The sequence below is a fragment of the Bacillus sp. PK3_68 genome (assembly GCF_003600835.1).
Classification (GTDB): Bacteria; Bacillota; Bacilli; order Bacillales; family Domibacillaceae; genus Pseudobacillus.
Map to the genome: position 1 here is coordinate 1,369,948 of NZ_NQYC01000001.1, position 23,845 is coordinate 1,393,792.

Below are 23,845 nucleotides of genomic sequence, written 5' to 3' on the forward strand. Positions count from 1 at the left end.
GCCTGACAATAGATCAGTGAATAGAAAAACCATTTAGCAGCATATCCCCTACTTCAGGAGCAAGCGCTGGAAGAGAATACTTTTGATCATTCATCACCCAGGTTGTAACCGTTTCGTCAATCGTTCCAAAAATCATTTGTCTTGCAAGCTGAACGTTCAGTGACGGCCTGAATTCATCTTTCTCGATGCCTTCCTTTAATATTTCATCAATCAGCAACAAATAGCCTTTCAGCACGGCATTAATTTTCAGGCGAAGTTCTTTATTTGATTGTCTAAGCTCCAGCTGGGTGACTACAGCTAAATGCCTGTCTTCTGACAACATGGTAAAGTGATGGTCCACCAATAATAATAACTTCTCCGCGGCTGTGTTTTTTCCTGCTAAAGCTTCTTGAATTTTCTTCACAAAACTTCCCATTTTTTCTTGAAACAATGAAATTAATATGTCTTCTTTATTTTTAAAATACAGATAGATTGTGCCGTCTGCGACTCCAGCTTGCTTGGCTATTTTTGCAACCTGAGCCTGGTGGTAGCCGTTTTCTGCAATCGCTATAACAGCAGCATCTATAATTTGGTGGTATTTTGGTTTGTTCCTTTTCACAGGCTGCCCCCTCCCAATCTTTCAGCATCAATAAAATGAATGACTATTCATTCATGTTTTTATCTTACCGTTTTAAGAAAGAAGAGTCAAGAGGGGACAAGCAGTTTTCTTTTGGCTCTACTTAGCTTGTTTTCTCTTGTTTCCTTTTTTCTTCATCCACTAATGTGCGTCTCAAAATTTTACCGACGGCTGTCTTCGGCAGCTCCTTTCGGAATTCATAGATTCTTGGTACTTTGTAAGCGGCCAGATGGGCGCGCGCAAATATATTTAATTCCTCTTCTGTCGTTGAATAGCCGTCTTTTAAGACGATATAGGCCTTCACCGTTTCACCGCGATATGAATCTGGCACGCCTGCCACTACGACCTCCTGTATCGCCTCATGCTCATATAACACCTCCTCGATTTCTCGAGGGTAAATATTGTAGCCGCCTGCAAGGATCATATCCTTCTTTCTATCAACAACAAAGAAATAACCATCTTCATTCATATAGCCGACATCCCCGGTTAATAGCCAGCCGTTCTTGAAAGCCATTTCCGTTTCTTCCGGCCGGTTCCAATACCCTTTCATCACTTGCGGGCCCTTAATTACAATTTCTCCAACTTCTCCTGGCGGCAGGACCTCTCCAGTCTCCATCGATAAAATAGCTGCCTCTGTATCCGGCCAGGGAACACCGATGCTGCCTTTTACCCGCTCGCTATCCCATAGAAAGTTTGAATGAGTGACCGGGGAAGTTTCAGATAGCCCATACCCTTCCACAAGCTTTCCTCCAGTAACTCTCTCGAACTTTTGCTGCACTTCTGCAGGCAGCGGTGCTGAGCCACTAAGACATGAGCCAATGGAAGATAAGTTGTATTTCTTCAAATCAGGATCATTTAACAGGGCAATATAAATCGTGGGGGCACCCGGAAATAGTGTAGGGCGTTGCTTTTCAATAGTCTTTAGTGTCGTCTTTACATCAAATTTAGGCAAAAGCACCATTTTATAAGCTTGCATAATTGACAATATCATAACTGTGGTCATACCGTATACATGAAAGAATGGCAAGATCCCTAAAATTACTTCTTCTCCTTTTTTACACTTATACATCCATGAAGCACACATTGATGTATTGGCGATAAGGTTTTTATGAGTAAGCATAACACCTTTCGGAAACCCCGTTGTTCCTCCAGTATATTGGATCAGGGCAAGATCCTCATTAAAACGGAAAGGAACGGTTAGCTCTTCGGCTGACTCCCTTTCCATGATGCGTGTAAACTCATGATTTGTCCCCCGCTCTTCCACATACACTCTCAACCCCGTTTGTTTTGTCTGTATAAAAGGATAAATAATATTTTTTGGAAAGGGGAGATAGTCCTTGATAGCGGTTACAATAATATGCTGCAAGTTTGTATGTTTCATTACCTGCCGTACACGAGGATATAAAATGTCCAAGGTGATAACTACGATGGAGCCTGAGTCCTTCATTTGATATTCGATTTCTCTTTCCGTATACAGAGGATTTGTCTGAACGACGATTCCCCCGGCATACAAGACGCCGAAATAACTGATCACTGCCTGCGGACTATTAGGAAGCATAATCGCCACCCGTTCTCCTTTTTTAACACCGAGTTTTTTTAAATAGCGCCCCATTTTCAAAGAAGATTCATATACTTCCTTAAATGTTAACTCTTTTCCCATAAAATGAATAGCTATTTTGTTGGGGTGCTCTTTTGCTGCTTTTGTTAAATACGATTGAACAGGCTGTTCTTCATAGGTAAGTGAAGCGGGTATCTCTTCCGGATAATTCGCAAGCCAAGGCCGAATACTCATTTCCATCCCTCCCCGTTCATTTTGAATATTAAAAATATTCCTTTCAATTATAAACCATCTAAGAAGGCTTTGCCATATGGAAAAGGCAAAGCCCAGTGACAAACCGTTTCACTTTTACAAACAAAAAGCTGGAGACCCTTCGTTTTATTTATTATTAGTCCTCATCCGGACGTCCTCCGATGATAATATCCGGATCATCATTTTACCGTTTCTTGAGGTTGCCCTGATTAGGATGGGGTAGTTATATTCGTTTTTAAATGCAAAATCCGGCCCCCACCAGCTAACTGTAGCATCTTTTCCCGGCGGGACATACGGGACTCTTCTACTATGTGAATAACGCTCGACAATTTGAATCCCCTTTACATTTACCGCATTAAACAATGTGGAAGAAACCTGGCATATCCCTCCCCCAATATCTTCTGCAAGCTCTCCCTTAACAATGACTGGCGCGCGCTTATATCCTTTCGCTTCTGTGCGTTCGCCAACCACTTTATTAAAGGAAAACGTCTCTCCTGGAAACAGCACATAGTTATTAACCGCCTTTGTTGCAAGAAAAATATTGTAAGAACGTTCCTTGTTGCTTTCCGCAAAATAAGTAGTGAAGCGGCCAATTTCCCTCGTGCTAATTTCTGCCAACAGCTCGCTGTCAACTTTTGGATAAACTCCTTTCTTCGGAATGGCTATTGCGGTTGATTGGCCCCCATAAAAAAAGGTGTAAAATTGCTTGATGAATTCCTCTCGGTCAAGAGCTGTTCCTGACTGTGCAGGAACAATTTCTCCTCCTTCATTCAAGGTAGCGTTGACCGGTTCCTTATACACTTTTTTGTCTAAACGATTCATGAATACTTGCAGCTTGTTTAAGTCCATAAATGAGGTTTCTGTTGGAAAAAGAAGAAAATGATTACGCGTAACGGTCTCATTTATATTTTCATCTGTAACGGTAAAACTCTGTGCTTGAGGCACAAGCGGAGATACCGCCAAAAATAAAAGAAGCATAAAAGCAATTTTTTTATCATGACATGACCTCCTCTGCTTAGTATTAGTGGCAGAGAAAATTTCATGTATGGTAAAGATATTTCAAACAGTTAGTTAAGGAACTTTCATGAGTTAGAAAAGAGCCGATATCGGCTTGTAAAGCGCAACAATGTCTTTCTTCTTTTTAGGCGTTATTTTACCTCCTCCTATCAAGGCCTATCATCTAGGGTCAATTGGTATATTTGGCGGGGGCGCCCTTTATTGACTGGCTGCTCCTCTCCAATGATTCGGGCGTAGTTATGTTGCTCAAGCTTGCTTAAAATTCTGCGCGCACTTCGCGATGTGATCCCAAAACCATCGGCTAAATCGCCGGCAGTGATCGTTTTATTTCCGCAGCTTTCATTAAATGAAATTAACTTGTTGATCGTTCCAATACTTAATCCGGCTTGTTTGGCAATCAAAAGCCGGCTAGGGTCCTTGCTACGCACTGTATATTCCAGTTGGAAAGGTTCTCCAACTGGACCGTGCACTTTCCCATCTGATTCAACAACAAAACAGTTGCTATTGCCGGTGGATTTAGCTTTAGAAAAAGCCTCGTTCGCTTTTAGTTCTGCTTCGTTTGCTGTATGTCCAAATCCAATCCCAAAGAAAACAGGGATGTTTAACTTGTTGCGCACAGGTTGCAGCATAGGAAATTTTCGAAAAGATTGGGTATGCTGCTCGATCTCCCCTCTCGTCGTAATAAGCCGGATGTCACCCTGTTCTGACCAGTCACTTAAAGCTTGGATATCTTCTCCGTATTGAGTAATAATCTGTTGTAACATTTCTTCTCTTTGCTTACTAGTGTGTTTAGCTACACTCTCCTTCGATTGGTCGGCCTTGCGATTAAAACCGACAATCATGATGGCAATTTGGCTTTCCGTTTGGTAGAGGCTTTTCCCTTCAAGCAATACTTGCTGTAACGTATGTCGAATAGCTGATTTTGCTGGTGTAACTCGAAAAACAGGGATCTTCATTTTTTTTAGCTTTTCATAAACAAGATAATAACTCGTCATAGCCGACACAATTTTCCCTTGCTTCCATAATTCATAATGAAAATGAAAAAGTTTGTCCAGATCCTGATAAAGCTTGCATTTCTTTTTATACATTTTTTCGACGTTGATCTCTAACTCTTCTAAGCACTCCTGCGCACCTGTTTCAGGAAGGTAATCAATGCTGAAATATAATTTATCCGCACTCACCCCTGTTTGCTTAAAAGCCATAAAAAGCCCCCGGTAAAAAGAAGCTTCAGTATACGGAATAAAAATCATTGGCTTATTCAACTCCATAGCGAAGTGATTTAAATAATCACGCGCCAATAAATAAGGGACAGGGGCCGCAAATAATAAAATATCTGCCTCCTCATGATACTTTTCCACCAGCTCTACTACCTGATCTGGATGAGTATAAACGGCTTGAAGCAAATCGAGATCTTCAAACTGTTTTCCAACCATCATTACTAGTTCCACCAGGTCAGGTGCCCCGAATACAGCTACTTTAATCTTCAAATATGTATCCCCCCTCTCTCTTGTTTCTGAATATTATAAATATTTTATCATGAATTGATTTTTATGTATTAGACTCCGTAATAATGAGTGTTTATTTGCACTCCAGCCGCGTCGCTTTCAACACAATCCTCTCTCTCCGTCATTCTGTAGAATATTGAATGATGCCCTTGACTCCACACCATGCATGACGGAGTGCCTTCGCAACTCCCATGCAAATATCAATACGGATATTTATAGATCCCTGTACGAAAAAGTAATAAAAAGCTGGTGTTCCCTATCCGAGAACACCAGCTCCTGTCAAATATTATACAGGAATGACTGAAGATGAACTTTTTAACCATTCCTTTATTTAGCTGCAACAGGCGGTGTGCCTTTAAATTCCTCCTTGGATTTAGCATCTGAACCATTTGATTTCCGTGCCACAGGCTCTTTTCCTGCTGATTGTTTTTTCGTAACCATACTTACTATATAAGTCACAATAAAGTTCAAGACAAGTGCAATCAATCCTATATTTATGTTAAACAGATTGATTTCAATCAAGTGCATACTTAAGGCAAATACGTTACCGGTAATTAAGCCAGCAGCTATTCCCAATGGTTTGATGGTACGGGAGAAAAAGATAGCCAATAACCCCGGCAAAAATTGTCCATATCCATAGTATGCTGTATTGATTAAATTTAACATTAAGCTTGGTGCGAGCAAGGTTAGTGCCATTGAGCTTAAAAGATAAAGAACAACGATCGTTTGCACCCATTTTCTTTGAGAATTTTCCGGAACGGCTGGCATTAAATTTCTCGAGACGAGTCCACCGACAGTTAAACTTGTAATCGCCAGCACCAAAATTCCAGAAAGAGCGGCCCCTGCGGCTACAAGTCCAACCGCCCATTCGGGAAGAATAGACATTACAGTAGCCATAAATGCTTGGTTAGGATTTTGCAAATTTGGAATATGGACTAAAGCAAAGTAAGAAGAGAGAATTAAGAAAGGATACATCAGCATATAAAGCGGCATAAATCTTTGTGTTTTTTTGATTGTTCCCTCCGATTTGCCAGTAAAAATGACGGATGCAATAAGCGGCATGCAATATAAAGCTAATGCTTGAAAGAAAATGGTTGTCAAACTGAAAACTAAACTTTCAGGCTGGTCTATAGTCACTGAGGCCCCTTGTTCTTTTGCCATGGAAAATAGGTTAGAAATGCCGTTCGCTTCCCTAATAACAGCTATCCCCGCAATAATAATAGCTAGGAACATTAAAATGTCCTTTAAAATAGAAATCATTGCTGGAGCCTTCACACCTGACACTGAAATATAAAGAAAAGCTATACATCCAGCAATGATGACCGCTGCTGCAGGTGACAAATTAAAGCCCAAGGAGCTAAGGGCAACAATGAGCCCCTCGAATTGCAGCTGTCCCCAAGGAATCAAAAAAAGCAACGCAGATAACGTCACTACCAACTCTAAACTGCGGTTGGAATAGTGACCTTTAAATAAATCGGGAATCGTCATTGCCCCATACTTCTTGCCTGTTCTCCAAAGCAACGGAGCGAAAAAATAGCCAATAGGGTACGCTAATAGAATGTAGCCTAAAAACCATAGTCCATAGCTTGGGCCTTTTGCATAAATACCTCCCGGAAAGCCAATCATCGTCCCTATGCTATATATTTCCCCCACCGCCAGAAAGAAAAGTAAAATCCCGCTGAATGACCGGCCTCCAACCAGGTACTCTTCCACATCCATTTTCTTCTTTTTCCCACGGCTATTTAGTGCGATGCCCAATGACAAAAGTAAAATGAATCCGAAAACGAAAACTGTCATCATTCACTACCCCTTTTTTGTCAATTTTTTTCATCCTCGTATTGATGCCGGTCAAAGAAGTGCCAAGAGAGGCAAAGACAAAGAGTAGTCAACGGAAACCAGAGAAATATCCAAAAATAAAGAATAGGGAACCCTAGAACGCTCACATCCGCTGTAGCAATAAACGGAACAACTCCCAAAATCGCCAGGAACGGTATGCCGATACCGATGAACAAACTTCCTATTTGACGTGATGCCAACGCCATCTCCACCTTTCCGCTGATTCAGCAAAAACTTGTTTACCTACTTAAGAAAACAAATAAATTTAGCCTTCTGCAGGACTTCAGGTTCCCATAAATGGGTAACTACAATACACACATTTTATTCTCGTAGACTACACCGCCGTCGATCAACGTGGCCATGATTTCAATATCTTTAATTTCTTGCGGCTGAACTTTTGTAGGATCTTCTGCCAGAAGGGTAAAGTCCGCTCTTTTTCCTAATTCAATGCTGCCGGAATGTTGTTCATCAAAATTAAGCACAGCTCCCCACATCGTCATCGACTTTAAAGCATTTTCCACATCACATGTTTGATCTGCTCCTAATACTTTGCCCTCCTTCGTTAAACGGTTGACTGCCGCCCAAACGGAAAACAGCGGAGAGATAGGAGTCACCGGACAGTCTGAATGCAGCGTAAACAGTAGATCACGATCCAGCGCATCTTTTATTGGATTTATTCTGGCCGCTCTTTCCGGTCCGAGAAACATTTTTTCATGACGGTCTCCCCAGTAATAAACATGATTAATGAAAAATGAGCCGGCTACACCTAATTTCTTCATTCGGTCCAGATCGGCCGTTGTCGCTGTTTGCACGTGCTCGATGCGATGGCGATGGTCTCTGCGGGGATGATTAGTTAAAGCAAACTCAAAAGCATCTAAATTAGATGCGATCGCCCGGTCGCCATTGCCATGTATTGTCACTCGATAACCGCGTTTGTGCAGATCCAGCACTTCTAAATTAAAATCCCTCTGCTCATGGATCAAGTCACCATATAACTCAGAATTGCTATAATAAGGCTCTCGCAACGCTGCCGTCAGCCCTTGAATAGATCCATCTTGAAACAATTTAGCACTGTCCAGACGAGCTCTTCCTTTAGACCGAAGACGGATATCCTCATCCAGTTCTTTGGCGGATACCCCTCCAAATGCATTATTCTCTCTCAGAAGATGGTGCATAATCATTAATTGCATACGCATTGGATTTTGCCCCCCGGCTACTGCCTGGATATGGGCTTCAAGTTCCTCTATTCCTATGTTCAGTCCAACACCGGCATCTGTATTTGTCGTGATTCCCTGAGCTAGATAATCTGTGGATGCTTCTCCTAATAAGGAAACTAACTCCTCTACGGAAGGAACAGGGATTTTTGACTCAATCAGACTCATAGCTGGAAGCTCGTACAATACACCATTTAATTTTCCTGCTCCATCTCTTCCAAAGTGGCCTCCTGGCGGATCGGTTATTTGCTCATCTATTCCAGCGAGCCTTAGCGCAGCAGAATTGACAACAGCAAAATGGGCAGAGATGTGCCTAATTAAAACAGGATGATGAGGAACAACAGCGTCCAATTCCTCACGGGTCGGGTGACGCTTCTCTTTCAGGAGAGTATCATCGTATCCATAGCCCAAGACCCATTGGTTCCTTTTAGTTTTCTGCGCTAATTGCAAAAGCTGACCTTGGATATCACTAATGCTTTTATTGAGCGGACTGCTGCAATTCGCTTGCTGGCGAAATTGGGCATACATTAGCAAGTGATTATGCGTATCAATAAAACCTGGAAGCAGCGTGCCGCCCTTTAAATTGATGACTTGCGTATGTCTTGTCAATTCAACATCGCTCTTTGGCGGTTCAGCTTCCGGCCAAATCCCGCTAATACGGCCGTTCGTTACAGACACAGAGCCCCCGCGTCGTCCTTCCTTATCTAAAGTAATCACATTAGCATTTGTCAATAAAACATCCGGTTTAATCATCATAAACCACCTTCTTTTGTTTCATTTGCTCATCCCTCTCCTTTTTTATTCAAATCAAGGTATGACTCATCTTGTATGCGTTTGCAAAAAGAAAAAATATTCTGATTTTTCTTTTAAACAATGGTAATAAAAATAATAATTTCTTACAATAACCATAAGTGGACCTTTATTAGAACTTGAGAAAGAAAAGCTTGGAAATATGTAATTTCGGCTTTTTGATTCAGCGATCTCATTAAATATTGTTTAAAAGCTTATATTTGTATATGATTCACAAGTAGGAAAGAAAAACATTGTGTACGGGGGGAGACTTGTGAAACTTTTTAGAAGAATAATAAAGAGCAAGATTAGTCTAGTTCTTGTCTTATTAGTAATTTTTGTGTATGTCAACAACAGCTCACTGTTCGTAACAGAAAGGGAAGGCAAGCCGTTGCTGATCGCACATCGGGGAGTGGCACAAACCTTCGATCTTGCAGGCGTGGAAAATGATACATGTACAGCGGAAAGAATTCACCCGCCTGAACATGAGTTTCTCGAAAACACTATTCCTTCAATGAAAGCAGCTTTTCAAGCAGGAGCAGACATTGTCGAATTGGATGTACATATAACGAAAGATAATCAGTTTGCTGTTTTTCATGATTGGACACTAGATTGCCGAACAAACGGTACCGGCGTAACCCGTGACTACACGATGGCTGAATTGAAAAAATTAGACATCGGCTACGGTTACACAGCGGATGGCGGAAAAACTTACCCTTTTAGAGGAAAAGGTGTCAACCTTATGCCTTCCCTTACTGAAGTGATGAATCAATTTCCCAACAAGCCATTTCTCATTCATATAAAGAGTAATGACCCTAAGGAAGGGGCTCTGCTTGCCAAATATTTGTCCGATTTTTCTAAAGAGCGTTTAAAACAGCTGACTGTGTATGGCGGCGATGAACCGATAGCAGAATTGCAGAAACAAATGCCGGAATTGAGAGTGATGTCAAAACAAACAATGAAGGCCTGTCTCATTCCTTATATTGCTTCTGGGTGGAGTGGTTATGTCTCTAAAGACTGTCAGAATACTGAAATTCATGTTCCAGAGAAGATTGCCCCCTTCCTTTGGGGATGGCCGGATAAATTCCTTAACAGAATGGACAAGGCCAACGTCCGTACAATTATTGTCGGCGGCAACGGCAGCGATTTCTCCTCGGGCTTTGATTCTGAAGAAGATTTAAAGAGACTTCCGCAGAATTACACAGGCGGCATTTGGACGAACACCATAGAGAAAGTTGGAAAGATTTATAGTAAACAATAAGAGGGGTGTAACTATGAAGAAGGTTATTCTTGCTTATAATCGCGTATCTCCTGAAGTAATTACACAACTGAAAGAAGACTATGAAGTCATATACTTTGAAAAAAACGAATACCTGGATGATCCTTTTTTTGTCCAAACGCTGAAGAAAGCTTCTGGCGTGATTGGGCTTGATCTAAAAGTGACAAAGGAGCTGCTTGATCTAGCTCCTGAATTAAAAATTATTTCTAACGTTTCTGTTGGCTATGACAACCTGCCAGTAGACGAGCTATCACAGCGCGGCATTATGGCAACGAATACGCCGGATGTGCTGACTGATACAACAGCAGATGCAATCTTTGGGCTTCTCCTTGCGGCAGCCCGCCGAATCGCTGAACTGGATCATTATGTAAAAAGCGAACAGTGGAACGAACTTTTGCCTCCTCACCTTTTCGGAATAGATGTTCACCATAAAAAGCTCGGCATTATCGGGATGGGCCGGATTGGACAGGCAATTGCCAAACGGGGTCACTTTGGATTCGATATGGAGATTCTCTATCATAACCGTTCAAGAAAGCTTGAGGCAGAAAATTGGTTAAACGCTTCCTATGTTTCGATGGATGAGCTGCTTGCAGAGTCCGATTTTGTCTGTTTAATGGTGCCAGCCTCTCCTGAAACCAAACAGCTCATTAGCCATGAGGAATTTAAAAAGATGAAACAAACGGCTATCTTTATTAACGGCTCACGAGGACAAAACGTAGATGAAGACGCCCTTTATCATGCGCTTGAAAACGGAACAATTTGGGCGGCAGGCACCGATGTATTTACAGAAGAGCCTCTTCCTGCCGGCCATAAACTTTTAACATGCAAGAACCTAGTTACATTGCCGCATATTGGCTCATCTACAGCTGAAACCGAACATAAGATGTCTGTAGTAGCCGCTAACAATCTTCAAGCAGGTTTGAGCGGAAAGCTTCCTCCAAATTTGATAAATAAAGAGGTAAAGCTCAACCGATAAACAGATCCCTGTTTTTTCAATTGAATGGGTTTGCATAACAAGAAATGTTTAAAGCTGACCAATAAATAGTCGCATTTCGCCCTTTTCAACATATTTTGTTATTGATAGCTAATAGGAAAGGGGCAGATGTATGATGTCATTTAAGAAAAGCAACCTTCCAGGATTATTCGATGGTTCACTTCATCATTTGGTAAAGTCTATTGACTCTTTTTTCGGTGAATCATTTAAATATCTAGACACGTTTATCCATCATAATATGTTGTTCTCTGTTGACTCGTATGAAACAGATTCCGATATCATTATCGAGGCGGACCTGCCAGGGTATGAACGGGCGCAGATTCAAGTCGAAATACTCGGAGACCGGTTACGCATTTCAGCGGAAAGTTCAGGGACGATCGAAGAACATGATGATAAAAAGGCCTACTTTCATAAAAAACAAACCTTGCAAAGAATGGAGAAATTCATCACACTGCCTTTTCTTATTTCAGAAAAAGAGACTAGAGCCACTTATAAAAATGGCCTGTTAAGAATTATCACTCCAAAACAATATCATTGCAAACGACTTCTTAATATTGAATAAACTCCTTGATGTTCAAGGAGTTTTGTATTTTTATAGCAGAAATCAAAGGGGTTGGAGTTGCTATTTTTCCTACCAGACGGTAAGAAAAAATTCCATATCTCCTGAATAAAATAAAGGATGAATCACTTTTACACTGGGGTGGATAGATAAATGTGCGACTTTTCCCATGATGAATTAGTTAAGCTGGCGTGGACACTATATGAAAAAGCGGTGAATCAGGCAGCACTTGCCCCGTTTATGCACCCACGTGTCCTCCATCCGTTCAGCGCACAGAACTTACTGGCCTACCTCGCCTATAAAAACAATATACATTCTAAATTTGCAACCACTCTTCGTAATAGAGGGCTCTGTTTGAGCTCAGAGCAGTATGTCATCCAAAGCCTACGTACCCTTTGTTCCCATTTAGACAGCTTTCCTCCCCCGTCTCCTCCTTCCCAAGAGGTGCATGCGCTATCAAGAGAGCGCAGTGAAGACGTATTCGGAAAAAGACGCTACCCAAATTTGCCTCATGTGATGGTCACGTTAGACAGCCAAATGGCCTCTCCCTCCGCTATCAAGCGGTTTTTGCTGAATGGGATGTCCATTGCCCGAATTAACTGTGCTTACGGCGAGGCATCAGCATGGAAAAAGGTGATCGATGCGATTCGTTGCGCGGAAGATCAATTAAGAAGGAAAGGAGAATATGAGGAGAAGAAGTGCCAAATTTATATGGATCTTTCAGGCCCGAAAATTAGAATTGGCCCGCTACAAAAAACAACCTATCCTTTAAAATTAGGAATAAAAAAAGATCGATTCGGCCGTCCTCTTGAAAAGAAAAAAGGCCTTATAAGCTGGCAGCCAACGACGACAAAACGATTATATGACGAGGAATATGATTTTATTCTTCACACCTGTCCTTGTGAACAATTCCGGCATTTCAGCGAAGGAGATTTTCTCTACTTTATTGATCTCCGGAACAAAAGGAGAAAATTCTTAATTACTGAGATCTCCCCAGCGGTTTAGTTGTAAGTCTTGAAGAAACTGCTTATATTTATGAGAATACAAAACTTAGCAGCACGGACGGCCAAATAGAATTACTCGTAACTAACTTGGAGAAATCACCGATTCAAATTAAAGTCAAAAAGGGGGACTTTTTAAAAATTTATTTAAATAGCGAAATGGAGGGCTTTCCTGTCGCCGGTCCAATAGCTGCCTGCCTTTCAGTTAGTCTCCCCGAAGCGTTTGCATCTGTCCGGGAAGGGGACAGAATCTTTATTGATGATGGCAAAATACAGTCTGTAGTAAGAGAGCACAACGATGAATTTATTGTGGCAGAGATCTTATCGCCAGACATGAGCCTAACCATTAAAGAAAACAAAGGAATCAACCTTCCTGACTGCAAGGTTCATCTAACGGTTCCGGCCTTAACAGAAAAAGATGAGAAAGATCTTGCATTTATCTGTGAGCACGCAGATATAGCAGGCATCTCATTTGTACATGGCCCCGAAGACCTGAGAAAGCTGCAGGAACTTCTTCAAAGATATCCAAAAAAAGAATTAGCTGTCGTTGCCAAAATTGAAACGAAAGAAGCGATTCATAACTTCTCATCCATTCTGCTGGAAGGGCTGACTTTTTCAAAATTTGGCATTATGATAGCAAGAGGCGATTTAGCAATCGAGATAGGTTTTCAGCAATTGCCAGTGGTCCAAGAAGAAATTTTATCGCTATGCCGTGCCTCTCATGTGCCGGTTATCCTTGCCACACAAGTGTTAGAATCATTAGCTAAAAAAGGAATCCCTTCTCGTTCCGAATTGGCCGATTTGTCCTTTGGAAGTGAATTTGATTGTTTAATGTTAAATAAAGGACCCTTTATGAAAGAAACACTTTCATTTTTAACAGATGCCCTTTTTGTCATCTCGCAAGTAAAAGAGCAGAACGAGATGATTACACGCCCTTCACCCTTCACCCATAAACAGGATCCACTTATTATCTAAATGAAAAAACCTTTTCTGAATATACTAGAAAAGGTTTTTTCGTTTTAGGCGATAAATGTTAAATAAATTATACCGATGATAAGAAAAACGCCACACAGGGCCAGCAATACTTTCGCTAATGTTTCCATAGTTCTTATGCTCCTTATTAATCTAAAGCTGCACCGATGACATAAGACAACCCGACAGAAATAACCATAGAGATAAAGCCGACAGCACGATTGTCATTTTCAATTTCTTCATCAATTTTAAAACGGGGAGTTAAAAACTCAAAAATAAAATAACCCGCTAGCAATAAAACAAAGCCAAATGCTCCCCATCCAATCATTGTCAACACCGTATCGTTATGGGCAATAGAGTGGCGGAAAATGTTTGCCAGTCCAAATATTTTTCCGCCAGTTGCCATTGCAACAGCCATATTTCCTTTTTTTATTTCTTCCCAGTTGCGGTATTTAGTTACCAGTTCAAACAAGGCTAACGCTAGTATAATACAGACAACAACGACACTGTAATAACCGGCAAGCTGTATAAATTCATTTTCCCAAAACTGGTTCATACATATAAAGCCCCTCTTATTTTAATTCGACGACAGTCACGCCGCTGCCACCTTCTCCAGCTTCACCAAAGCGCGTGCGTTTTACCGAGCGATGATTTTTCAAATAATCCTGAACGCCTTTTCTGAGCGCTCCTGTTCCTTTGCCGTGAATGATAGAAACACGCGGATATCCGGCAAGCAAAGCGTCATCAATATATTTCTCCAACCTTGCTAATGCATCTTCATAACGCTCGCCGCGCAAGTCAAGTTCGAGGCTGACATGATAATCTTTTCCACGCACCGTGGCAAGCGGTTTCGGCTCTGCTTTTTTCTCTGACTTCATAAATTGCAGATCGCTTTCTTTCACCTTCATTTTCATGATGCCGATTTGCACATTCCATTCTTTGTCCCCGGCCTTTTCAAGAAGCGTCCCCTTTTGATCAAAACTAAGAACTTTTACTTCATCTCCCGGCTTTAGCACTCGTTCCGTAGATGCTACCTTCTTCTTCGGTGCTTTCTTCGTCTCTGGTACCGCTTCTGTCAAACGTCGCTTGGCTTCAATCAATTCATGTTCCTTCACATCTGCCTGCTTCTCAAGCCTCATCGTGCGCAGGTCACGAATCACCTCTTCGGCTTCTGCTTTCGCTTTCTCCACAATATCTGCCGCTTGCTTGCGCGCCTTTTCAGCAAGCTCCTCTTTATGGGCATAATATTCTTGCATTTGCTTTTGCATTTCTTTATGGAACTGTTCAGCCATTTTCAAATATTCACGAGCTTCTCGTTCTTCCTCTTCCGCTTTTCTGCGCGCTTGCTCGAGCGAAGCAATCATCTGATCTACTTCATTTGTATCCGCACCAATCAAGCTTCGCGCCTGCTGAATAACATTGTCATTAAGGCCTAGACGGCTGGAAATTTCAAAGGCATTGCTTCGTCCCGGCACACCAATTAACAGCCGGTACGTAGGACTGAGCGTTTCCACGTTAAATTCAACACTTGCATTGACAACCCCTTCACGGTTGTAACCATACGCCTTCAGTTCCGGATAATGGGTAGTCGCGATGACACGAGCGCCACGATTATGCACATCGTCGAGGATAGCCATCGCAAGAGCCGCCCCTTCCTGAGGATCAGTACCGGCGCCAAGCTCATCAAACAACACCAGGCTGTCATGGTCTACCTGCTCTAAAATGTCAACAATGTTCACCATATGAGATGAAAAGGTACTCAAGCTTTGTTCAATAGATTGCTCATCCCCAATATCAGCAAAAATGGAGCCAAACACAGCTGTTTCTGATCCATCAAGGGCCGGAATAGGCAGGCCGGCCTGAGCCATGAGTGTTGTAAGACCGACAGTTTTTAATGTTACTGTTTTTCCTCCGGTGTTCGGTCCAGTAATTAAGATCGTCGTATATTCTTTTCCAAATTCAATATCATTTGCTACTGCCTCATCGATAGGCAAAAGCGGGTGACGAGCTTTATTCAGACGAATATAGCCGTTTTCATTCACTAACGGTTTTGACCCTTTAATTACCCGGCCGAACTTTGCTTTCATAAACATAAAATCAAGTTCGCCAAGCAAGCCGGTTAAATAATAGAGCTCTTCTCCATGCTGTTCAACTTCCACCGTTAATTCAGTGAAAATCCGTTCAATCTCCAATTGTTCCTTCAATTTAAACTCCCGGATTTGGTTATTCATTTGCACAATAGACTCGGGTTCAATAAATAGCGTTTGTCCGGATGAAGACTGGTCATGAACAATGCCGCCGTAGTGTCCTCTGTACTCCTGCTTTACAGGAATTACGTAGCGGTCGTTTCTAATTGTAATAATGGTATCGGAGAGCATCTTTTGAGCATTGCTTCCGCGAATCAAACTCTCAAGCTTTCCGCGAATTCGGCTTTCATTCGCACGAAGCTGCTGGCGGATATGACGAAGAGTTTCACTGGCCGAGTCAAGAACGCCGCCATGCTCATCAACTGTATGTTTAATCCGGTGTTCAAGCGGTGTCAACACCGGCAGCTGCTCTGCTTTTTCAGAAAGGATCGGTAAGTCTTCCCCTTCTTCCACTAAATCATGAATAAATTGCTTCATCATACGGCCAGCATAAATGGTGCTTGCTACTTGGACAAATTCCATTCCATTCAACATACCGCCGATTTGTGCCCGTTTTACTTGCGGCCGGACATTATAGATACCGCCGAGCGGTGCATGCCCCTTAAGACGAAGCACGCGCGCCGCCTCATCGGTTTCTTCCTGGAGACGGACCACTTCATCGTAAGAGACAGATGGCTTCAATCCTTCTGCCTGCTCTCTCCCTAAGCTGGAAGCCGCATGTTCAGCAAGCTGCTGCTTAATTTTGTCAAACTCAAGAGTTTTTAATACCTTCTTATTCACGTAACAGGATTCCTCCCTATTTGTTTCGATTAATAAATGCTAAAAATTCTTCTTTGCTGTAAGTGTTGACAACCGTTTCTGAACGGAGCCATCCTTTTCTTGCAGCCTTAGCCCCAACTTCCATGAAGTCAAGATGTTCAATGGCATGGGCATCTGTATTAATAAATATTTTCACGCCGGCAGCCTGAGCCTGCTTCAAATGTTCTGCAGATAGATCTAATCGATGTGGATTAGCATTCAATTCAAGAGCCGTATTTGTTTCTTTTGCCAGTTGGATAAGCCTCTCCATATCTACATCGTAACCGTCACGCCGCCCAATCAGCCGGCCGGTTGGATGGGCAATCAAATCAACATGTGGATTCAACAAAGCTGTTTTCAACCGTTCCATAATCGTTTCACATGGTTGTGAAAAACTTGAGTGGATTGAAGCGATAACAAAATCGAGCTGGCTCAATATTTCATCATCGTAATCCAATGTGCCATCTGGAAGGATGTCCATTTCAATCCCCGACAAAATTTCAATATCTTCGTATTGCGCGTTTAGCTGGCGAATTTCTTCATTTTGCTTTAGCAGTCGCTCAATCGACAAACCGTTGGCTACCTTTAAAAAGCGCGAGTGATCAGTAATGGCCATATACTCATATCCCTTAGCCCGGCAGGCCTCTACCATTTCTTCGAGCGAATAGGCCCCATCTGACCAAGTCGTATGCATATGGACATCCCCTTTGATGTCGTCTAGGTGGATGAGACGCCCAAATCCAGGAAACTGTTCCACTTCTGTTCCATCCTCCCGAATCTCTGGAGGAATCCATGGCAGTTGAAAATGATGATAGAAAGCTTCTTCCGTTTCAAATGTAGTTATTTCTCCCGTCTCATTCGATTCAACACCATATTCGCTAATTTTCTCCCCGCGTTCTTTTGCCAGCTGGCGCATGCGGACATTATGGTCTTTCGAGCCCGTGAAATGATGCAGAGTAGAAGCAAATTCTTCCACTGTGACGATACGGAAATCAACTGATACGTCCCAATCTCCGGCAATAACGACCGAAACTTTTGTCTCTCCTGCTGCAATCACTTCTTTAATTCCTGGAAGCGCTAGTAATTGCTCCTTGACTGCAGCGGCTTTGTCAGCAGCGATAATGAAATCCAGATCTTTAATCGTTTCTCGGAGACGGCGTAAACTTCCTGCCCGTGAGAACCGCTGAATCCCTGACATATCAGCAAGATGTCGCTCAATCGATTCAGCAAGCGGCAGCATGTATGAGATCGGCAATCTTTCTGGGCGCTTTCCGGCCTCTTCGATGGCAGCAAGAATCTTTTCTTCTGTTTTCGCTCCAAACCCAGGCAGCTCACGCACTTTTTTCAGTTCGCAAACTTCTTGCAAGTCTTCTATATTTTTTACATTTAGCTCTTTATATAACTTAGCAATTTTTTTGCCGCCGAGTCCCGGCAGCTGTAGTAAAGGAACAAGTCCGGCAGGTACTTCTTCCTGCAATTCTTTTAACGTAGCAGATTCGCCGGTCTCCAAATATTCTTTAATAACGGCGCTTGTACCCTTGCCAATCCCGGGGATTTTTGTCATATCATCAATTTCAGCCAGGCTGCGATCATCTGTTTCTAAAGCAGCCGCCGCCTTTCGAAAAGCCGAAATTTTAAACGGATTTTCCCCTTTTAATTCCATATATATCGCGATTTTTTCCAACAAACGAATAATATCTTTTTTATTGATCATTGTCGTCACCATGCTTTCAAAATCGATCATTTTCTCCATTTTAATAGTAACAGAAAAGCCAGACAAAACAAAAACTTCTCTTTCAAAAAGAGAAGCGGTTCAATTGGGCAAGCGACTCAAAATTTTTGAGCGCATCTGACAAATAAGGTGTATGATGGATCATATAGCCGGCAATGGATGAGTTAGCAATCATGGAAGAGACTTCAGTAGGTAGCAGCATGCCAAGATACACGATCACAAATAAGACAAGATAAATTTCCACAAAGCCGAGAACGCCTCCGCCCACTTTATTCACTTCCCTCAAAATCGGGATATGGGCAATGGCATCCAAGAAAGAGCCTAGCATAGATAAAACAATTTTTACTAGAATAAAAACAAGAATAAAAGCAATCGCTCCATAATAAAAAGATTCAAAGCCAGAGGCTACTAAACTAAACGACAGACTTTGATCAACCGGTGGCATAGGAATCCACGCTTTTAACACGGGTGCCACTTGTTCCCGAAGTGCAAGAGCGGCGATGATAGCAATAATCGATCCTGCTATATGAAAAAATTGCAAAATAAATCCTCGCTTTAAGCCAATGACAATACCGGCAAGCAATAAAACAATTAAAATAATATCAATCATATTGGTCATCCCTTTAATTCTCTTAATTCTTCTTTTAATAGTTCCATTTCTTCCTGTAATTTCACATAATCATGAACTGTATTTACAGCAGCTAATACTGCTATTTTATTCAAATCAAGCACAGGATTCTTCATTTTGATTTCCCGCATTTTTTCATCGACCAAACGGGCGACATGCCGGATATGACTTTTCGATTCCGTGCCGACAATTGTATAATGATGTCCGTATATGTCAACCGTAGTCCGGTTTTTCTCTTCATTCGACAATGGAATGCCCCCATTCGTAAAGAATCCTATCTGTTATCATACCATGAGCAGGAAGCCATGAAAAGCCGCAAGTATAAAGGAGAGATTCTAGATGAGTCACACTGTTTTGAACGTATCAAGCACGACCCTTTCGGAAATGAAAACCCATTATGCTTCTCAGGCCACTGGCAAGTTGCCAGCGGGAGCCATCTTCACAGCTAAAACGGCTGCCTGCACGATTACTGGCTATCGCTCAGGAAAAGTTTTGTTTCAAGGGAAAGATGCTCTATTGGAAGCGGAAAAATGGCAAGGGGAACAAGCAAAAGCTGCTCCTGCTAAGAAAAAAAAACCAGCGCCTGCCCTATTGCCGCCCGGATTCTCTGAAATGTCGGTTATTGGCAGTGATGAAGTCGGAACCGGTGATTATTTTGGCCCCATTACCGTTGTTAGCGCATTGGTAAGAAAAGAACAGCTAGATGAACTGCGAGCAATAGGGGTCCGTGATTCCAAGGATCTAACCGATAAGCAAATCATTAGCATTGCCAAGAAGATTGCTAAGGTTGTGCCGTACAGCCTGCTTATTTTAAGAAACGAGAAATATAATGCTCTTCAGCAAAAAGGCATGTCACAAGGAAAAATAAAAGCTTTGCTTCATAATCAAGCGCTGATCAATTTGCATCAAAAAATCTCGCCAGAGCGTCCCGATGCCGTCCTAATTGATCAATTCGCCGAAAGGAACACCTATTATCGTTATTTACAAGACCAAAAAGACGTATTCCGGGAAAATGTGTTTTTCAGCACAAAAGGAGAAGGGATCCACTTGTCGGTAGCTGCTGCCTCAATCATTGCTCGCTATGCCTTTGTTAAACAAATGGATGAATTAAGCAATGAAGCTGGCTTCCCGATTCCCAAAGGCGCTGGCAGCCAAGTGGATGTCGCTGCCGCCCGATTGATCCGTGAAAAAGGAGAAGGGGCACTGACGCACTTTACAAAAAAGCATTTTGCTAACACACAAAAAGCATTAAATCTTGTGAGCAAGCGCTGAAGGAATAAAGCCGGACCCGATCAATCGGGCCGGCTTTTCTTACATGGCTGTCTCTAGATTATGAAGGACAAGTTGTTCATTTATATAAGCATTTTTCTGCTTTATGGGCTGTAGGCGCACAGCCTTTTAGAAATGAGAAAAGCACCCCTTCATTAGATAGGAGTGCTTAAAGAAATATTAGCTTCTTAATTCGGCCCCGGCTTTTTCTTTCAATGCTTCCAATACGCCGTTATGCACCTTGACAACTTCTTCATCCGTTAAGGTTTTCTCTGGATCAAAGTATTTAAGTGAGAAGGCAATCGACTTCTTACCCGCCTCTACATGCTCACCTTCGTACAAATCAAATACATGGACATCTTTTAACAGCTTTCCACCGGCTCCTTCAATCACCTCTTTAAGCTTGCCAGCCTCTACCTTGCTATCGACAACGAGAGCAATATCACGGGTGATAGATGGGAAACGCGGAATTGGCTCGTAAGCAACCGCCTCTGTTTTTGCTGTAAAGAGCGGGCTCAGTTTCAATTCAAACACATATGTTTCTTTTATATCAAGGGCTTTCGCCTGTTGCGGATGTACCTGGCCAACAAATCCAATCTCTTGTCCATCGAGCTCGACTACAGCGGTCCGCCCTGGGTGCATGCCGGAGATTTCCGCTTTTTTGAATGTGATTCGCTCCAAGAGGCCGAGCTTGGCAAACAATCCTTCCAACACACCTTTTGCTACAAAGAAATCGACGGCCTTCTTTTCACCTTGCCATAAGTGTTCTTCCCATAAGCCGGTAATCGCTCCGGACAAATGTTCTTCTTCTGTTGGCAGCTCGGCATCCGTCTCTTTCAAGAAGACGCTGCCGATTTCGTAAAGGGCGAGTGAGTCGATTTGACGCGCATTATTATAAGCGACAGCACTCAACAGTTGAGGAACAATGCTTAAGCGCAAATATGCATGCTCTTCGCTCATCGGCATCGCCAACTTAATTGGCTCGCGTGAATCCAATGCATATTCTTTCGCTTTTTTCTCACTTGTCAACGTATAAGTGATCGCTTGATTTAAGCCGGCTCCTTCCAAGAAACGGCGGACCGCTCGACGTTTTTCCTGGTAATCTGTCAAGCCGCCTGGATAAGTTGCGCCGACCGGGACGGTTGTCGGCAAATGATCATATCCGTATAAACGGGCTACCTCTTCCACTAGATCTTCTGAAATCGTAATATCGCCGCGACGAGTTGGTACTGTGACGATAAACTCATCATTATCAAGGGTGACCCCAAATTTTAAACGTCGGAAAATATCCTCTACCTCTGTCGTTTGTAAATGCGTTCCAAGCACACGATTTAATTTTTCAAGTGTCACTGATACCACTTTCGGTTCAAGGTCCATTTCACCGGCTACTACGCTGCCTGCCAGCACTTGGCCGCCAGCATACAGAGCCATTAATTGCGCCGCACGGTCAGCTGCCGCCTGCAGACGATTTGGGTCAACGCCCTTTTCAAAACGGGCACTCGCTTCAGAACGAAGGCCGTGATCCTTCGATGCCTGGCGTACGCGCTGCCCATTGAAATAAGCAGATTCAATTAACACAGTCGTTGTATCAGCTTCTACTTCTGAGTTAGCTCCCCCATAACACCAGCTAGAGCAATCCCTTTTTCGCCATTGGTAATTAGCAAATGTTCAGATGATAATGTCCGTTCTGCACTATCAAGCGTAACGAGCTGTTCACCGTCTTGTGCACGACGAACGACAATTTCTTTTGAGCCTAACCGGTCATAATCAAATGCATGTAACGGCTGGCCGTATTCAAGTAAAATATAGTTCGTAATATCAACGACATTATTGTGCGGACGGATGCCCTCTGCCATTAAACGTGCCTGCATCCAAAGCGGTGACGGGCCGATTTTCACGTCTTTCACGATACGGGCGATATAGATTGGATTATCTTCTTTCGCGTCGATGTTTACTTTAATCCAATCCTCTGTACGCTCAGCCGCTTCTTCTACTTTGATCTCTGGAAGCTTCACTTCTTTATCAAGAATAGCGGCAACTTCATAGGCCACTCCAATCATACTCAAGCAGTCCGAACGGTTCGGTGTGAGGCCAAGCTCCAGCACCTCATCATCTAGATTCAATTGCTGCAATGCATCTTCACCTGGTGTCACATCGTTTGGAAAAACAAAGATGCCTTCCGCATATTCTTTGGCAACGAGCTTGCTTTCAATGCCTAGCTCTTGCAAAGAACAGATCATTCCATTGGATGCTTCGCCGCGCAGTTTTGCTTTTTTAATCTTAAAGTTGCCCGGAAGTACAGCGCCTACTTTGGCAACAGCTACTCTTTGCCCTTTATCTACATTCGGCGCCCCACAGACAATTTGCACCGGCTCTTCTTCACCGATATCTACTTGGCATACATTCAGCTTGTCGGCATTCGGATGCTGTTCTTTTTCGAGAACATGGCCGATGACAACACCTTTAATGCCTTCACCCAGCACCTCTACACCTTCCACTTCAATCCCGCTGCGTGTGATTTTTTCTGCTAATTCCTTTGCCGGCATGCCGTCTAAGTCGACATACTCGCTTAGCCATTTATATGAAACAAACATTAGTTACCCCTCCAGTTATTCATGTTCTGCAAATTGCTTTAAGAAACGAACATCATTTGTGTAAAAATGACGGATATCATCAATTCCATATTTCAGCATAGCAATTCGGTCAGGCCCCATTCCAAATGCAAATCCGGTATACTTTTTCGAATCAAAGCCAGCCATCTCTAATACATTCGGATGTACCATACCCGCACCTAAAATCTCAATCCAGCCGGTTCCTTTACAAATCCGGCAGCCTTTCCCGCCACACATGCAGCTGACGTCCACTTCAACAGACGGCTCTGTAAATGGAAAGAAGCTCGGACGTAAGCGGATTTCCCGGTCTTCACCGAACAATTTTTTGGCAAATACTTCAAGCGTTCCTTTTAAGTCCCCCATGCTGATGTTTTCATCGACAGCCAGCCCTTCAATTTGTGTAAATTGATGGGAATGTGTCGCATCATCATTGTCACGGCGATATACTTTGCCTGGACAAATAATTTTCACTGGACCTTTGCCTTCATGCTTCTCCATCGTACGTGCCTGCACAGGGGAAGTATGCGTACGCAGCAAGATATCTTCAGTGATGTAGAAAGAATCCTGCATATCACGTGCTGGATGTCCTTTTGGCAAGTTCAAGGCTTCAAAGTTGTAATAATCCGTTTCTACTTCCGGCCCTTCAGCAATGGAATATCCCATGCTGATAAATAAATCTTCAATTTCTTCCACAACTTTTGTGAGCGGATGAACATTGCCTGTTTTTACTGGACGGCCCGGAAGTGAGATGTCGATGGTTTCTTTTTCCAGCTGTTCCTGAATGGCTTTTTGCTCCAAATCAGACTGTTTGCCTTCAATAGCTGACGCTACAGCAGCACGTACTTCATTCGCAAGGGCCCCCATTTTCGGGCGTTCTTCCGCCGATAGTTTCCCCATGCCTTTTAACACTTCTGTAATTGGCCCCTTCTTTCCTAAGTAAGCGACCCGGATGTCATTCAGCTGCTTGAGCTCTTCTGCTGCTTCCACCTTTGCGAGTGCTTCAATTTGTAACTCTTTTAATTGCTGCTCCACTTGAAAGTCCTCCTTTATTTTGTAGAACAAGTGCC

19 protein-coding genes and 1 pseudogene are annotated in these 23,845 nt (G+C 42.7%); 6 read left to right on the plus strand and 14 right to left on the minus strand.

Annotated features, from left to right (window positions below; genetic code table 11):
- Window positions 1-13: 13 nt before the first annotated feature.
- From CJ483_RS07195 to CJ483_RS07225, 7 genes are all read right to left on the minus strand, one after another.
- Window positions 14-598 (minus strand): TetR/AcrR family transcriptional regulator, encoded by a 585-nt coding sequence (locus tag CJ483_RS07195; RefSeq protein ID WP_120033532.1) that lies wholly within the window; start codon window positions 596-598, stop codon window positions 14-16.
- Window positions 599-719: 121 nt separating this feature from the next.
- Window positions 720-2,408, minus strand: coding sequence for a long-chain-fatty-acid--CoA ligase (locus tag CJ483_RS07200; protein WP_120033534.1), 1,689 nt, complete (start codon window positions 2,406-2,408; stop codon window positions 720-722).
- Window positions 2,409-2,552: 144 nt separating this feature from the next.
- A complete protein-coding gene (locus CJ483_RS07205) occupies window positions 2,553-3,404 on the minus strand; it encodes a VanW family protein (protein ID WP_120033536.1) in 852 nt (283 codons plus the stop codon).
- Between the two features lie 188 nt (window positions 3,405-3,592).
- Entirely contained in the window at window positions 3,593-4,930 is a 1,338-nt protein-coding gene (locus CJ483_RS07210) for a helix-turn-helix domain-containing protein (RefSeq protein WP_120033538.1), read from the minus strand.
- 345 nt (window positions 4,931-5,275) lie between these two features.
- Window positions 5,276-6,748, minus strand: a complete 1,473-nt coding sequence (locus CJ483_RS07215) for a sodium:solute symporter family protein (protein WP_220702324.1) — start codon at window positions 6,746-6,748, stop codon at window positions 5,276-5,278.
- Window positions 6,749-6,765: 17 nt separating this feature from the next.
- Window positions 6,766-6,984, minus strand: a complete 219-nt coding sequence (locus tag CJ483_RS07220) for a DUF3311 domain-containing protein (RefSeq protein WP_220702325.1) — start codon at window positions 6,982-6,984, stop codon at window positions 6,766-6,768.
- Window positions 6,985-7,089: 105 nt separating this feature from the next.
- A complete protein-coding gene (locus CJ483_RS07225; protein ID WP_342753830.1) occupies window positions 7,090-8,754 on the minus strand; it encodes an amidohydrolase in 1,665 nt (554 codons plus the stop codon).
- A gap of 307 nt (window positions 8,755-9,061) precedes the next feature.
- Between CJ483_RS07225 and CJ483_RS07230 the strand changes: the two genes are divergently transcribed.
- The 5 genes from CJ483_RS07230 to CJ483_RS07250 all read left to right on the plus strand — a co-directional run bounded on the left by CJ483_RS07230 (window position 9,062) and on the right by CJ483_RS07250 (window position 13,595).
- A complete protein-coding gene (locus CJ483_RS07230) occupies window positions 9,062-10,048 on the plus strand; it encodes a glycerophosphodiester phosphodiesterase family protein (protein ID WP_120033545.1) in 987 nt (328 codons plus the stop codon).
- Between the two features lie 13 nt (window positions 10,049-10,061).
- The gene (locus CJ483_RS07235; protein ID WP_120033547.1) at window positions 10,062-11,042 is read left to right on the plus strand and encodes a 2-hydroxyacid dehydrogenase; all 981 of its coding nucleotides are present in this window, start codon (window positions 10,062-10,064) and stop codon (window positions 11,040-11,042) included.
- A gap of 130 nt (window positions 11,043-11,172) precedes the next feature.
- Window positions 11,173-11,622 (plus strand): Hsp20/alpha crystallin family protein, encoded by a 450-nt coding sequence (locus tag CJ483_RS07240; RefSeq protein WP_120033549.1) that lies wholly within the window; start codon window positions 11,173-11,175, stop codon window positions 11,620-11,622.
- A gap of 150 nt (window positions 11,623-11,772) precedes the next feature.
- Window positions 11,773-12,624 (plus strand): pyruvate kinase, encoded by an 852-nt coding sequence (locus tag CJ483_RS07245; protein WP_120033551.1) that lies wholly within the window; start codon window positions 11,773-11,775, stop codon window positions 12,622-12,624.
- Window positions 12,625-12,689: 65 nt separating this feature from the next.
- Window positions 12,690-13,595, plus strand: coding sequence for a pyruvate kinase (locus CJ483_RS07250; RefSeq protein ID WP_259455788.1), 906 nt, complete (start codon window positions 12,690-12,692; stop codon window positions 13,593-13,595).
- Between the two features lie 145 nt (window positions 13,596-13,740).
- On the opposite strand, the gene CJ483_RS07255 is transcribed toward CJ483_RS07250, so the two are convergent.
- From CJ483_RS07255 to zapA, 5 genes are all read right to left on the minus strand, one after another.
- Entirely contained in the window at window positions 13,741-14,148 is a 408-nt protein-coding gene (locus CJ483_RS07255) for a DUF350 domain-containing protein (protein ID WP_120033555.1), read from the minus strand.
- A 16-nt stretch (window positions 14,149-14,164) separates the two neighbouring features.
- Window positions 14,165-16,519, minus strand: a complete 2,355-nt coding sequence (locus CJ483_RS07260; RefSeq protein WP_120033557.1) for an endonuclease MutS2 — start codon at window positions 16,517-16,519, stop codon at window positions 14,165-14,167.
- 16 nt (window positions 16,520-16,535) lie between these two features.
- Window positions 16,536-18,251 carry a DNA polymerase/3'-5' exonuclease PolX gene (gene polX, locus CJ483_RS07265; RefSeq protein WP_120037847.1) on the minus strand — a complete coding sequence of 572 codons (1,716 nt, stop codon included), beginning with the start codon at window positions 18,249-18,251 and terminating at the stop codon, window positions 16,536-16,538.
- An 82-nt stretch (window positions 18,252-18,333) separates the two neighbouring features.
- Complete coding sequence (locus tag CJ483_RS07270; protein ID WP_120033559.1) at window positions 18,334-18,888, minus strand: CvpA family protein; 555 nt, start codon at window positions 18,886-18,888, stop codon at window positions 18,334-18,336.
- The gene (gene zapA, locus CJ483_RS07275; RefSeq protein ID WP_120033561.1) at window positions 18,885-19,145 is read right to left on the minus strand and encodes a cell division protein ZapA; all 261 of its coding nucleotides are present in this window, start codon (window positions 19,143-19,145) and stop codon (window positions 18,885-18,887) included. The genes CJ483_RS07270 and zapA overlap by 4 nt, the downstream gene beginning before the upstream one ends.
- Window positions 19,146-19,236: 91 nt before the next feature.
- Between zapA and rnhC the strand changes: the two genes are divergently transcribed.
- Window positions 19,237-20,169 (plus strand): ribonuclease HIII, encoded by a 933-nt coding sequence (gene rnhC / locus CJ483_RS07280; protein WP_120033563.1) that lies wholly within the window; start codon window positions 19,237-19,239, stop codon window positions 20,167-20,169.
- Window positions 20,170-20,346: 177 nt separating this feature from the next.
- On the opposite strand, the pseudogene pheT reads toward rnhC, so the two are convergent.
- Window positions 20,347-22,760: pseudogene (gene pheT, locus CJ483_RS07285) on the minus strand (phenylalanine--tRNA ligase subunit beta).
- A 15-nt stretch (window positions 22,761-22,775) separates the two neighbouring features.
- Window positions 22,776-23,810, minus strand: coding sequence for a phenylalanine--tRNA ligase subunit alpha (pheS, locus tag CJ483_RS07290; RefSeq protein ID WP_120033565.1), 1,035 nt, complete (start codon window positions 23,808-23,810; stop codon window positions 22,776-22,778).
- Window positions 23,811-23,845: the final 35 nt, after the last annotated feature.

Excerpts from the sequence above, each read along its gene's own strand:
- CJ483_RS07205 (WP_120033536.1), bottom strand. The coding sequence starts at position 3,404 with ATGCTTCTTTTATTTTTGGCGGTATCTCCGCTTGTGCCTCAAGCACAG.
- CJ483_RS07255 (WP_120033555.1), bottom strand. The coding sequence starts at position 14,148 with ATGAACCAGTTTTGGGAAAATGAATTTATACAGCTTGCCGGTTATTAC.
- rnhC (WP_120033563.1), top strand. The coding sequence starts at position 19,237 with ATGAGTCACACTGTTTTGAACGTATCAAGCACGACCCTTTCGGAAATG.
- CJ483_RS07225 (WP_342753830.1), bottom strand. The coding sequence starts at position 8,754 with ATGATGATTAAACCGGATGTTTTATTGACAAATGCTAATGTGATTACT.
- CJ483_RS07200 (WP_120033534.1), bottom strand. The coding sequence starts at position 2,408 with ATGAGTATTCGGCCTTGGCTTGCGAATTATCCGGAAGAGATACCCGCT.
- CJ483_RS07240 (WP_120033549.1), top strand. The coding sequence starts at position 11,173 with ATGATGTCATTTAAGAAAAGCAACCTTCCAGGATTATTCGATGGTTCA.
- CJ483_RS07245 (WP_120033551.1), top strand. The coding sequence starts at position 11,773 with ATGTGCGACTTTTCCCATGATGAATTAGTTAAGCTGGCGTGGACACTA.
- CJ483_RS07235 (WP_120033547.1), top strand. The coding sequence starts at position 10,062 with ATGAAGAAGGTTATTCTTGCTTATAATCGCGTATCTCCTGAAGTAATT.
- CJ483_RS07215 (WP_220702324.1), bottom strand. The coding sequence starts at position 6,748 with ATGATGACAGTTTTCGTTTTCGGATTCATTTTACTTTTGTCATTGGGC.
- polX (WP_120037847.1), bottom strand. The coding sequence starts at position 18,251 with ATGATCAATAAAAAAGATATTATTCGTTTGTTGGAAAAAATCGCGATA.
- CJ483_RS07270 (WP_120033559.1), bottom strand. The coding sequence starts at position 18,888 with ATGACCAATATGATTGATATTATTTTAATTGTTTTATTGCTTGCCGGT.